The sequence below is a fragment of the Schlesneria paludicola DSM 18645 genome (assembly GCF_000255655.1).
Taxonomy (GTDB): Bacteria; Planctomycetota; Planctomycetia; order Planctomycetales; family Planctomycetaceae; genus Schlesneria; species Schlesneria paludicola.
In genome coordinates this window covers 2,694,092-2,706,603 of the sequence record NZ_JH636435.1, presented here as the reverse complement: position 1 = coordinate 2,706,603, position 12,512 = coordinate 2,694,092, and the positions used below count along the sequence as shown (strand labels likewise).

General features: G+C 56.4%; 8 protein-coding genes. 6 read left to right on the top strand and 2 right to left on the bottom strand.

Features of this window, described 5'->3' with window-relative positions:
* Window positions 1-94: 94 nt before the first annotated feature.
* Window positions 95-2,833 (bottom strand): pyruvate, phosphate dikinase, encoded by a 2,739-nt coding sequence (gene ppdK / locus OSO_RS0129490; RefSeq protein ID WP_010586558.1) that lies wholly within the window; start codon window positions 2,831-2,833, stop codon window positions 95-97.
* Between the two features lie 1,055 nt (window positions 2,834-3,888).
* Between ppdK and OSO_RS0129475 the strand changes: the two genes are divergently transcribed.
* From OSO_RS0129475 to OSO_RS0129455, 3 genes are all read left to right on the top strand, one after another.
* The gene (locus OSO_RS0129475; RefSeq protein WP_010586556.1) at window positions 3,889-4,260 is read left to right on the top strand and encodes an RNA-binding regulator; all 372 of its coding nucleotides are present in this window, start codon (window positions 3,889-3,891) and stop codon (window positions 4,258-4,260) included.
* Between the two features lie 690 nt (window positions 4,261-4,950).
* Window positions 4,951-7,083 (top strand): elongation factor G, encoded by a 2,133-nt coding sequence (gene fusA, locus OSO_RS0129465; RefSeq protein ID WP_010586555.1) that lies wholly within the window; start codon window positions 4,951-4,953, stop codon window positions 7,081-7,083.
* A 374-nt stretch (window positions 7,084-7,457) separates the two neighbouring features.
* Window positions 7,458-8,441 (top strand): zinc-dependent alcohol dehydrogenase, encoded by a 984-nt coding sequence (locus tag OSO_RS0129455; protein ID WP_157605520.1) that lies wholly within the window; start codon window positions 7,458-7,460, stop codon window positions 8,439-8,441.
* Between the two features lie 156 nt (window positions 8,442-8,597).
* On the opposite strand, the gene OSO_RS45685 is transcribed toward OSO_RS0129455, so the two are convergent.
* Window positions 8,598-9,941 (bottom strand): hypothetical protein, encoded by a 1,344-nt coding sequence (locus tag OSO_RS45685; RefSeq protein ID WP_010586553.1) that lies wholly within the window; start codon window positions 9,939-9,941, stop codon window positions 8,598-8,600.
* Between OSO_RS45685 and OSO_RS51050 the strand changes: the two genes are divergently transcribed.
* The 3 genes from OSO_RS51050 to cnbZ all read left to right on the top strand — a co-directional run bounded on the left by OSO_RS51050 (window position 9,940) and on the right by cnbZ (window position 12,400).
* Window positions 9,940-10,101 (top strand): hypothetical protein, encoded by a 162-nt coding sequence (locus OSO_RS51050; RefSeq protein ID WP_157605519.1) that lies wholly within the window; start codon window positions 9,940-9,942, stop codon window positions 10,099-10,101. The genes OSO_RS45685 and OSO_RS51050 overlap by 2 nt on opposite strands.
* Window positions 10,102-10,229: 128 nt before the next feature.
* Window positions 10,230-11,570 carry a DUF1501 domain-containing protein gene (locus tag OSO_RS0129440; protein WP_010586552.1) on the top strand — a complete coding sequence of 447 codons (1,341 nt, stop codon included), beginning with the start codon at window positions 10,230-10,232 and terminating at the stop codon, window positions 11,568-11,570.
* 77 nt (window positions 11,571-11,647) lie between these two features.
* Window positions 11,648-12,400, top strand: a complete 753-nt coding sequence (gene cnbZ, locus OSO_RS0129435) for a 2-amino-5-chloromuconate deaminase CnbZ (protein ID WP_010586551.1) — start codon at window positions 11,648-11,650, stop codon at window positions 12,398-12,400.
* The last annotated feature ends 112 nt before the right edge of the window (window positions 12,401-12,512 follow it).

Below are 12,512 nucleotides of genomic sequence, written 5' to 3'. Positions count from 1 at the left end.
CTCATCCCGATTTCTCGGAATGAGGGGTCTAATTTTTCCAAGCTCGGTCTTCACGGAAGGACGATGCCGTCTGTGAAGGTCGACCGAATGACGATTACTTGGCGGTTGCCAGAGCTTCTTGCGCCGCAGCCAGACGAGCGATGGGAACTCGTCGTGGCGAACAGCTGACATAGTTCAGGCCGATATCGTGGCAGAACATGACCGAGGATGGCTCACCGCCGTGCTCGCCGCAGATACCAATCTTCAGGTCTGCACGAGTTGCACGGCCGCGATCGACACCGATCTTCATCAGTTCGCCGACGCCTTCCTGATCGATCGTTTGGAACGGATCGTTCGGGATGATGTCGTTTTCACGGTAGAAGCCAATGAACGGCCCGTAATCGTCGCGGCTGATGGCCAGCGTCGTTTGCGTCAGGTCGTTGGTTCCAAAGCTGAAGAACTCGGCGGCAGAAGCGATCTGGTCTGCTCGCAAGGCAGCGCGAGGCACTTCGATCATTGTGCCGACCAGGTATTCCACCTTGACGCCCGTTTCTTTGAAGACCGCTTCCGCCGTCGCGCGGATGATCTTTTCCTGGTGCTTGAACTCGGTCAGATAACCGGCGAGAGGCACCATCACTTCCGGAACGACGCTGATTCCTTCCTTCTTCACCAGGACGGCCGCTTCGAAAATCGCGCGGGCCTGCATGGCCGTGATTTCGGGATAAACGATTCCCAAACGGCAACCGCGGTGGCCGAGCATCGGGTTGGCTTCGTGAAGTTCTTCCACACGTCGCGTGACCGCTTCGATGGTGGAATTCGTCCAGCTTGCCAGCTTCTGAGCCAGATCGGGTTGCTCTTCCAGGTGACGGTCCGAGAGGAACTCGTGCAATGGCGGATCGAGCAGACGAATCGTCACCGGGCGACCATTCATGCTTCGGAACAGGCCCGCGAAGTCCGCTCGCTGGAACGGCAACAGCTTCGCGAGGGCTTTCTCACGAGTTTCCGTCGTTTCGCACACGATCATGTGACGGATTTCGTCGAGATGATCGAAGAACATGTGCTCGGTACGGCACAGGCCGATCCCTTCCGCACCGAACGCCACGGCTTCATCGGCCTGACTTGGTGTATCGGCATTCGTTCGCACACGCAGCTTGCGGTACTTGTCCACCCAGCTCATCAATTGTTCGTAGCGGCGATAGGTCTCCGAAGCTTCAGGCTTCAGCGATTTTTCAACCAGAACCTGGATGACTTCGCTGGCCTTGGTTTGCACCTTGCCTTCGAAAACTTCACCGGTGAAACCATCCATCGAGATGAAGTCGCCGGCTTTCAATGTCTTGCCTGCGACCTTGACGGTGTTGGTGGTGTAGTCGACGTCGATCGCCGAGCAACCCACGATGCACGCCTTGCCCATTTGACGGCTGACGAGAGCAGCGTGCGAGCTGGCCCCACCGGTGGCCGTCAGGATTCCCTTGGCGGCTTTCATACCGCGAAGATCTTCAGGGCTGGTTTCTTTACGAACCAGAACGATATCGATGTTCGGGTTCTTTTCATGGAACTTTTCGGCTTCATCGGCGAACAGGCAAATCACGCCAGAGGCGGCGCCCGGACCGGCGTTGATCCCCTTCGCCAGGAAGCGGCCTTCTTTCGTCGCGGCACTCTTGGAGGCCGGATCGAAGATTGGCTGCAGCAATTGGGCGAGATCGTCTGCGGGGATACGGCGTTTCTGCAGCGCTTCCTTGTCGGTGATCAAACCTTCGTTGACCAGGTCGACGGCGATACGAACGGCCGCGAAACCGGTTCGCTTGGCGTTGCGGGTCTGCAGCATGTAGACCTTGCCGCGTTGAATCGTGAACTCGATGTCTTGCACTTCTTTGTAGTGCTTTTCGAGCTTCTTGCCGATGTCGTTCAATTGGTTGTACGACTCAGGCATGTCTTTCGACAGCGTTTCTTCGATTCGCTTTGGTGTGCGGATACCGGCCACCACGTCTTCGCCCTGAGCGTTGATCAGGTAGTCGCCGCAGAAGCCCGGGGTTCCCAGTGCACAGTCGCGGGTCAGGCCCACGCCGGTCGCACAGTCATCGCCCAGGTTTCCAAAGACCATTGCCTGGACGTTGGCGGCTGTACCCCACTCGTGAGGAATGCCATACGTACGGCGATAAACCATGGCTCGGTCGTTCATCCAGCTACCGAACACGGCACCAATGGCGCCCCAGACCTGTTCCATCGGATCGGTCGGGAAGTCTTTTCCAGCACGGGTCTTGATCAGTTGCTTGAATTCAACGACCAGTTCTTTCAGCTGTGCGACGGACAGCTGCGAGTCTTCTTTGACTCCGGCCTTTTCTCGCTTGTGTTCCAGGGCGACTTCGAATGGATCGCCTTCGGTCTTGTCTTTTGGCTTCAGTTCGAGCACCACGTCGCCGTACATTTGCACGAAGCGGCGGTAGCTGTCCCACGCCGAGCGCTCGTTGCCGGTCTGCTTCGCGAGAGCTTCGACAGTCGTGTCGTTCAAACCGATATTCAGAACGGTGTCCATCATCCCGGGCATCGATTCACGCGCGCCGGAGCGGCACGAGAAGAGCAGCGGGTTGGTTGCCGAACCGAATTCGGCCTTCATCGACTTCTCGACCTTCTTCAGGGCGTCGATGACTTGCTGCTTCAGTTCTGGAGGGAATGTGCGATTGTTTGCATAGTAATAGGTGCAGACTTCGGTCGTCAGCGTGAATCCAGCAGGGACTGGCAGTCCAATCTTGACCATTTCCGCCAAGTTCGCGCCTTTGCCACCCAGCAGGCTTTTCATGGTCGCATCACCGTCGGCCTGGCCGTCACCGAAAAAATATACGTATTGGGTCGACATGTGAAGTCCCTCAAAACCGGCCGCAACTGCGGCCACTGACTTGGAATTAGCCCGCTCGAAATCGAGCCGACTCGGCGGCGACAACTCTGCGCGAACAATCAGCGCTCAAGCGACCGCTCGTTGACGAGGCCGGAACTTACCGTCCAACTCGTCGAACTTCAAGTGTCACTCTGCAATCGCCAGTACCTGTGTGTCAGAACGCGTCGTCGACTGACTTTGGACCACGTTTGCGAGGTTGTCCGCGAGGTATGAATGGTTCGGGACGCGGTTTGAAACGTCAGCCAAGCCAGGTATCTAATGTCACGGATTTCTGGTCGGGATTTCCGCGAATGACAATCTGTCAGAATTTTTACGGAGAAAGTCTCCTGGTTTTCGATGCGTTGAATTCCGCGCCAAACCGTTCGAGATTGCGCTGGCGGGCGGGTTTGCTCGCCGGTCTGTTCACCACCTGGACCTTAAATGCAACTGAATCGGTGTCTGGGGCAATTCAGGAAGCGCAAGCGTTAATTGATATCTGACTTCAGGTTAGTGCGAAGAGTGTGTTTGAGTGGTTGTGAGCGTTGTTGTCAGTGGCGGAGTGAATTTGATATTGCAATCCTGAAAGGTCTTGATCTTGGCCACGTTCCGCGGCGGATTTGCCGCGAGGTTACGTCGAATCACGGCAGAGAAAAACTTGGAGAATGCTCCCGTTTTTCTGGCAAAAACCGAAGAATCAGCGTTTTCTTTTTTGATCTAACGTGCAATAACACTTCTCACTCCGGCGGGCAGGGGCTTGCCGGGGTAGGAAGATGATCGCCACTTCGCACACCGTATTCTTGCTTGCCCGCTGTCCTGAGTCCTCTCTTGCCGCGTCCAAGTCAGTCAAACCCGGTGACGCTCCTCGGCAACCGTCAGGTCCGTTTGCTCTCGAGAAACAAGAAGCCGTCGGGATGGTTTCTTGGCGCTCTCGATGCCGCGGTTTTGAAGTCGCTGATTTGGCGGGAGTCTTCCCTGTTGCAGTATGTAACAGCCTATGACCTGTTTCAGAGAGCCATTAGGGCTCGCAAAGGACGACGATGAGCAAGAATCTGTATGTGGGTAATTTGTCTTACAATTGCACGGCTGATGACCTGCGCGAGCTGTTCAGCCAACACGGCAATGTAAGCTCGGCGCAGGTGGTGTCGGATCGCGAAACGGGCCGTTCACGCGGTTTCGGCTTCGTGGAAATGTCTGACGGTGGCGAAGCAGCAATCGGCGCACTGAACGGAGCGGAGTTCCAGGGCCGAACGTTGACGGTGAATGAAGCTCGTCCTCGCGAAAGCGGTGGCGGTCGCGGTGGATACGGCGGCGGAGGAGGTGGTGGCGGCGGCCGTAGCGGCGGCGGCGGCGGCGGTGGACGAAGTGGTGGTGGTGGTGGCTACGGCGGTGGTGGTGGCGGTCGTTACTAAACCGTAGTTCGCCCCGACTGTTGGCAGTCTTGACGCCTTCCGCCCCGACCGGAAGGCGTTTTTTATTGCCTCACTTTTGCCGCGACATCGCGTCGTACGGGCGTGAGGATAGATGTACAGCCCCGAAGGGCAATGTTGTGCCTCGCCATGTGACACACGTTTCACGTAACTCGCGTGGCGGCACTCTCAACGAACGAGAAAAAACGTTCATCATTTGAAATCGCTCTTCCCGAAATCTGGGTCAATTGCTAGGATAAGTGAACATTTAAGGATGAATGCCGATCAGTGCATGAATGCAGCAGGTACGCTCGCCCTCACGATTTTGCGTGAAGGCACCCGACGTGGCATCTTCGAGTTGACTAGGGAAGTTCGTCGTACTGTTACGATCAATCGCGATTTCACGACGGAATTTTAAGGACTCGCTCATGCTCCGGGAATGCACGATTCGGTCAGTTTGCTAAGGTTCATCGCAGTGGCCTCTCTGTGGTGGACCATCTATTAGCACTCTCGCTCTGGGCGTTTCACGAGGCATTCTTCAACTCTCTTTCGCACAACTCTTGACAGTGGGTCCGTGTGAGTCGAAGCCTTCTAGCGGCTTTGGATGTCACGGAACTGTTGTTCCCCGATTAGGTCTCGGCAGACCGTCTCCGAGATCGCACTGTTCCCCGACCGCGTTTCAACAGCATCACCATGAACCTCGAAAAAGTCCGCAACATCGGTATCTCGGCTCACATTGACTCGGGAAAAACGACTCTTACCGAGCGAATTCTGTTTTACTCGGGACGCATTCATGCGATCCACGAGGTCAAAGGGAAGGACAACGTCGGCGCGACGATGGACTTCATGGAACTCGAACGCGAGAAGGGAATTACCATCACCGCCGCGGCAACGCAGGTGAAATGGGCGGACCACATCGTTAACGTGATCGATACGCCGGGCCACGTCGACTTCACTGTAGAAGTCGAACGCTCGCTGCGCGTGCTCGACGGCGCCATCCTGGTCCTCTGCTCCGTCGGTGGTGTGCAAAGCCAGTCGCTGACCGTCGACCGCCAGATGAAGCGGTACAAAGTTCCACGTATTGCGTTCATCAACAAGATGGACCGTACCGGTGCGAATCCCGATAAGGTCATCAAGCAGATCGAAGAGAAACTGCACGTCACCCCGGTTCCGCTTCAGATTCCGATGGGGCGCGAATCGGCATTCCAGGGCGTGATCGACCTCATCACGATGAAGGCGATCTTCTTCGATGGTGACGATGGCGAAAACATCCGTCACGAAGAGATTCCCGAAGAGTACAAGGAAAAGGCGGTTGCCGCCCGTGCGCACATGCTCGAACAGCTTTCGCTGTTCAGCGATCCGCTGATGGAAATGCTGCTCGAAGAGAAAGAGCCGCCCGTTGACGAAGTTCGCAAGATCATTCGTACGGCAACCCTTGCGCAACAAATCACCCCGGTCATGATGGGCTCGGCCTACAAGAACAAGGGTGTGCAAGAGATCCTCGACGCGGTTACTTACTACCTGCCCTGCCCGCTCGATCGCAAGATGACCGCGATCGACCAGAGCAAAAAGCCGAAATCGGAAGAGGAAAGCAAGGAACCAAACTGGAACCGCGTCACCCTTGAATCCGATCCCAAGAAACCACTTGTCTGCATGGCATTCAAGACGGTCGTGGAAGAATACGGACAGTTGACCTATACCCGACTCTACCAGGGCAAGATTGTTAAGGGCGACAGCTACATCAATACCCGTACGGGCAAGAAAGTCCGTTTCGGTCGGTTGGTGCGGATGCACGCGAACGATCGTCAGGACGTCGATGTCGCCGAAGCCGGTGATATCGTCGCTCTGGTTGGTGTCGATTGCGCGTCGGGGGATACGTTCTGCGGTGATGGTGTGAACTATTCACTCGAAAGCATCTTCGTTCCCGATGCTGTGATTCGTCTGAGCATTGAGCCCGCGAAACGCGACGGTGCCGACAAGCTGGGGAAAGCCCTGGAGCGATTCCGCCGCGAAGATCCTACGTTCCGTGTTTTGACCGATGAAGAAACTGGTCAGACGCTGATCGCCGGGATGGGGCAGTTGCATCTCGACATCTATGTGGAACGCATTAAGCGTGAATACGGCGTCGAATGTATCATCGGTCAGCCCCGTGTGGCGTACCGTGAAACACCGACGAAAGAAGTTGAATTCAACTACAAGCACAAGAAGCAAACCGGTGGTTCGGGGCAGTACGGTCACGTTGTCGGCAAGCTGGTGCCACTGCCAGAAGACAGCGCGATCGCTTACGAATTCGTCAACGATGTCACCGGCGGTCGTATTCCCAAGGAATACATCAAGCCGATCGACGAAGGTTTCCAACGAGCGTTGGTGAAAGGCCCGTTGTGTGAATGTGAAGTCGTGAATGTTCAGATGATCCTGCAAGACGGTAGCTACCACGACGTCGACTCGTCTGAAATGGCGTTCGGCATCTGTGCATTCGACTGTATGCGGGAAACGCTGAAGAAGGCGGCAATCGGTTTGCTGGAACCGATCATGAAGTTGGAAGTGGAAGTTCCCGACGAATTCCAGGGGAACGTCACCGGTCACATCTCCAGTAAACGAGGTGTCGTCGGTGCCACCGAAACGAACATGGGCGTCGCCACGATCGAGGCCGAAGTGCCACTGGCCAGCATGTTCGACTACGCCAACGAACTTCGTTCGATGACGCAGGGTAAGGGAACGTTCACCATGGAATTCTCTCGCTACTCCATGCTGCCGCGTGGTCTGCAGGATGAAGTGGTGGAAAAACGTAAGAAAGACAAAGCCGAACGAGCTGCGATGAAGTAATCGCTCGATCTGCTGAAATGTTCGAATCACAGAGCCCGGCTTGTTCTCAAGCCGGGCTCTGTTCATGGTGTGCCAAACTCGTTCCCTCGTTTTCTGTCGAGCGAAACGGTGACCTGAGATCGTTCTGCACGCTGTTCGTCTTCGCCAAGCCCTGCTGGCAACGCTTCCGACGCATCCGAAATGACGCGAGAGAGGAAGCGTTGCGTCGTTAACAAGAGGTAACGACGGGAAATCCATCTGACCGCGACAACCGCTTGCTGAACCAGTGTAGATCAATCACTGTTGATGCCTATCGCCCCCCTGCACTATCCTAGCAATGCCAAGGTTCGATCACGTCTGCTCATCGTTCTCTGACACGTGGGGGTTCTCCGCCGATGCTCACCGCTGATATGTATGCGCCCGGAAAGATTCGCCTGATCGATGTTCCTGAACCGGTCCTCGATCCGACTCCGCCAGCGGGAATGTCCGGGCAAATCATCTTCCAACCGGAAACGACCTGCTTGTGTGGGTCGGATTTGCCTTACTTCAACGGGTGGGACGAATGGCCGATCGAACAAGGACATTCGCTGCATGAAATGATCGGCACGATCACTGCCACAAACGGCAAGCGATGGCGCGTTGGTGAACGCGTTCTGGCCGTACCGCTGATGCAGCAGGGATTGTCCGAGCGCTTCGTTTTGGATGAAAACCGGGCGATTCGCATTGCGACAAATGTTCCCGAAGAACAAGCACTGATGGCCCAGCCGTTGGGAACGGCCATCTACGCCCTCAAAAAACTGCCGAACATGCTCGATCGGGATGTGGCGATTGTCGGACAGGGTCCGATGGGACAGTTGATGAACGCGGCTCTCAGCAATATGGGGGCGCGTCGCGTGATCGGCATTGATCTCATCGAAAGCCGGCTTCAGGTCAGTCGGAAGATGGGTGCGACCGATACCGTCTGCAACTCCAAGGTGGATGCGGTCGATGCGGTGAAAGAGATTCTGGGCGGAGACCTGCCCGATGTGGTTGTCGAGTGTGTGGGACACAAAGACCAGCAACTCAATCTGTGCATCGATTTGTGCAAACGCGACAGCCAACTGTTGTGTTTTGGTGTTCCACCCCAGTTTCTGAATGGATTGCGCTGGCGCGATCTCTTCTTCAAGAATGTCACCGTTTACACATCGGTAAACCCCGACTTCCACCGCGATTTCCCGCTGGCGATGCGATGGATCGAAGAAGGACGCATCGACGTCGCACCGATCATCACACACACATATCCGCTCGCCAAACTGCAGGAAGCCTTCGAACTGTTCCGCGACCGTAAAGATGGCGCCATCAAAGTCATCGTCAATTTCCCGTCGAGAAAAGCACAGTAAGCTTGCAGCCCACCCCTTTTCTTCTCTGTGTCTCCGTGCCTCTGTGTCTCCCGTCCTCCAATGTGGTCCCTAAGTGCGTTCCGCGTACTTGTGGGGCCAGTGGGGGTGAAAGAGACACAAAGGCACGGAGACACAGAGAAGGCAGAGTTTTCAGCGTTACTTTGCGAGAGATCGTCGGGAATCGATGCCTGGCGCTTCGGGGGTTTCTTCCGTGACGATTTTCCATGAGGCACCCATTTCACGCATCGCCCTGTAGTCGGTCGGCTGGTATATCACGTCCAGTTGCGGGGTTGCCCGCAGTTTGTTCTGCTCGAAGTGCGAATCCATGGCCGCGGCCAGCATCCCCGTCACGAGATGCGTTCGTTCAACGGGGTATGGGGCCTTCCCTTCTCGGAAGAAGACTTGAATGGCGTGCGACAGGGCTTTGAAGAGATTGCGATTCTGCCACGGGCCGACATAAAAGCTGGTTGCCAGCGGTTCCGGATTCCCCGCGACTTTGCAGGCAAAACACCATCGTGTGGCGCTGGCACCGATTCGCACGACGGTGGCTTTCAGGCCATCGCGATAGGTGATCAGGATCACGTGGACCGGATGCTGCTGTCCGGTTGCGGGTTCGACGAATGTTCGCAGCGGCCCGACTTCTTTTCCTTCGGCCGCTTTCATCGCTGCTGCGGCGAGCGATTCATTCCAACGACCCTCGTCTGCCGCCTTCCAGACGGCGTCGCCTTCCAGGACCTGGATCTCTTTAACTCCCGTCTCGCCTCCCTTTCTCGATTCGACCAGCGATTGCAGGACCTCCATCGCGTGGAAGTCATAAGACTCCATCCCACCGCTATGAACGCTGACGGCCTCTTCGATGACTGCCTGGGATGGCATTTCAAATGGAGGGCGACGCTGGGCCAGCGGAACGGAACTTCCGGCCATGAATGGAATCTTGAGTTCCTGCGCGGTCTGCATCATTTCGACCGACCAATCCCACCGATACGAAAGATGTTTATCGTTGAAGACCGGAACCGAGCGGCCGCTCTGACGGAACACTGCGGCGATCTGGTCAAAGAATTCCTTTCGCGGATACATCTGCTGACCGCGTTCGTTGATGGGATATTTTCCATGCTCGCCGATTGAGAGAACGGCATCCACGGCCAGTTTGTCACCGCCACATGTTAGCGCTTCGGCAATCGTGGGGTAGATTTTGATTCCGTACCTCAGAGCGATGTCGCGTGCCAGGTCGCGACCTTCTGGGAATTGGTCGACGTACATGCATGGCACGTCCATCCCCGATTCCGTGACTTGCCCATTGAATAGATAGGGTTCCAGAAAATTCTCGAGAATGACGTGCGCATGGCTGCGATAGGTAAACTCCGTCAAGACGGCCGCCACGCGCGGACGTACCGCCGCCGCTGCCGCCAATTTGCCTGTTCGACCGAGTGTCGCGAGTGATAATGCGCCTGCTGCTGTGCCAAGCCATTGCCGTCGATTCAGTTGTTGAAAGTCGTGCATGAAGGCCTTGTTTCTTTCTGTTGAGCACGGCAAATGGGCTTGCGAACGCAATACTTTTGAAACCTGGCCGCGTTATGGTTTTGTCATCGCTCCGATGCGCGGCCACATCCGTTCCATCGTGACAACAGCAACTGCGCAAGCGAATTCCGAAAAATCATGACATCTTCGTATGTTGATGGGTAGCGACGGGAATGGATCTGAGCCATGATTTCGGATCAAGGAAGTATTCCTGTTTGAGCCGGGTGGCCGAAGTGTGCACTCGCACGAGGAAGCGGGAGAGAGATTGAGATGTTGACGATTCAGGGGCATCGATTTCAGTTGTGTGATCAACTGCCGCGGCGAGACTTCCTCTCGATTGGATCACTCGCACTGGGGGGGCTGACGCTGCCTCGCCTGCTGCGGGCTGAACAGGCTGTCGGCATTCGCCAGTCACACAAGTCGGTGATCATGGTTTACCTGACCGGTGGGCCGCCGCATCAGGATATGGTCGATCTGAAGCCAGACGCCCCGGCCGAGATCCGCGGTGAATTCAAGCCGATTGCCACCAACGTCCCCGGCATCGAAATCTCGGAGCTAATGCCTCGGGTCGCCACAATGATGGACAAGTTCGCCTTGATCCGCTCGATCGTGGGTGCGGAAGAACGTCATTCCTCCTTCCAGTGCGTGACCGGTCGAACTTTCCGTTCACAGCCTCAGGGTGGTTTTCCCGAGCTCGGTTGCGTGCTGTCGCGACTTCTCGGACCCGTTGACCCTTCGGTTCCGGCGGCGATCGATCTGTCGATGCCCATGCAGCATCTACCGTACAACCTGCCCGGTCCTGGTTTTCTCGGATCGGGGCATGCGCCTTTCAAGCCGTCCGGCGACGGGCTTGAAGATATGGTCCTTAGCGGTGCGAACTTGACGCGATTGGATGATCGTCACCGGCTGATGTCCAGTTTTGATGAATTTCGCCGTCGCGTTGATCATCGTGCTGTTGCGGCAAAGGATGACGAACTGACACAGCGCGCGCTGGGAATTCTGACGTCGAATCGATTGGTCGAGGCCCTGGACCTGACACGAGAAGACCCCAAAGTCCGCGAACGTTACGGTCAGGACGATCCCAACTGCCTGCCCTATTCGAACCTGGGTTATCAGGCGCACATGTCCAAATTCCTGACCGCTCGAAGGCTGGTCGAAGCGGGGGCTCGCTGCGTGACGGTCGCGTTCGCCGACTTCGACTGGCACGGAAACAACTTCGTCAACGGACGACGAGTGATCCCGCTCTTGGATCAGGGGCTGGCGGCGCTCGTGTCGGACCTGCACGAACGCGGTCTGGATCGAGATGTCTCTGTCGTCGTCTGGGGAGAATTCGGTCGAACTCCGAAAATCAATGCCACCGCTGGTCGCGATCACTGGCCCAACGTCATGTTTGCCCTTCTCGCGGGCGGTGGAATGCGAACGGGTCAGGTGATTGGTGCGACCAACCGCAATGCCGAAGTCGCAATTGCGCGACCGGTCGACGTTCCCAGCGTCTTTGCCACGCTCTATCACAATTTGGGGATTGATCACACGACGACCACGATACCTGATCTCAACGGTCGACCGCAGTACGTGGTCGACGCACAGCAGCCCATTCCCGAATTGATTTAATCCTGCTCTTGTGAGATCAACCCGCGATCTGATTTTCATCCGTCCGAAGCACAATCCTTTTCACTCCAGAGACACGCATGGCCCTCACCGATCATCCGACTGGCAACTACCGATTCCTGCCAGGCATCGCCCCGTACTCTTGTGGAGTCGTTTCGAGTCCCGGTCATGAAGTCGCGCACGTGACATTTCAACAGCCGGTTCCTTATCGTCAGGGATTTGAGCAGATCTCTCAATTCCTGGCCGCTCGCAACCGACCGAAGGCAGCGCTGTGTGGAATCGAACTCCGCTCGCCCAAGCCGTTCACGTTTCCTGGTTTTGCGGCATTCAATGGCGAGTACGGAAAGATCCTGCAGGATTGGGGCGTTTTTGTGAACGGTGTCAATCCGATCGCACGCACAAATGTCGCACCGGTGCTGGTTCCCCCGACGGAACCCGTACTGTATGGATTTTCGTTCTCACAGCCCTGCCCCGCGAGCCAGCCAGCGACCTTTGTGGTGGCGGGCGCGGGAGAATTGCCCGAGGGCGTTCTCGAACGCGATGGGATCATTGCTCTCGGTGACACCTCGCCCAGCGGATTGATAACCAAAGCCCGTTACGTCATGGACTTGATGGAAGCCCGTCTGAAGGGGTTGGGTGTCAGTTGGTCCATGGTGAATACCGTCGACGTCTACACCGCCCATTCACTGACGCCACTGCTTCCTGAGATCGTCCTTGGCCGAATCGGCGCCGCCAGCATTCATGGTGCACTCTGGCACTACACGCGTCCGCCCATCGAAGAGATCGAATACGAAATGGACCTCCGAGGCACCCGCACGGACTATGTGATCTAACCCCCCCCCGCGCCGCCTTCTCTGTGTCTCCGTGCCTCTGTGTCTCTTTCACCCCCCACTGGCCCCACAGGTACGCTGAACCTGTTTAGGGATCACATTGGACGAAAGGGAG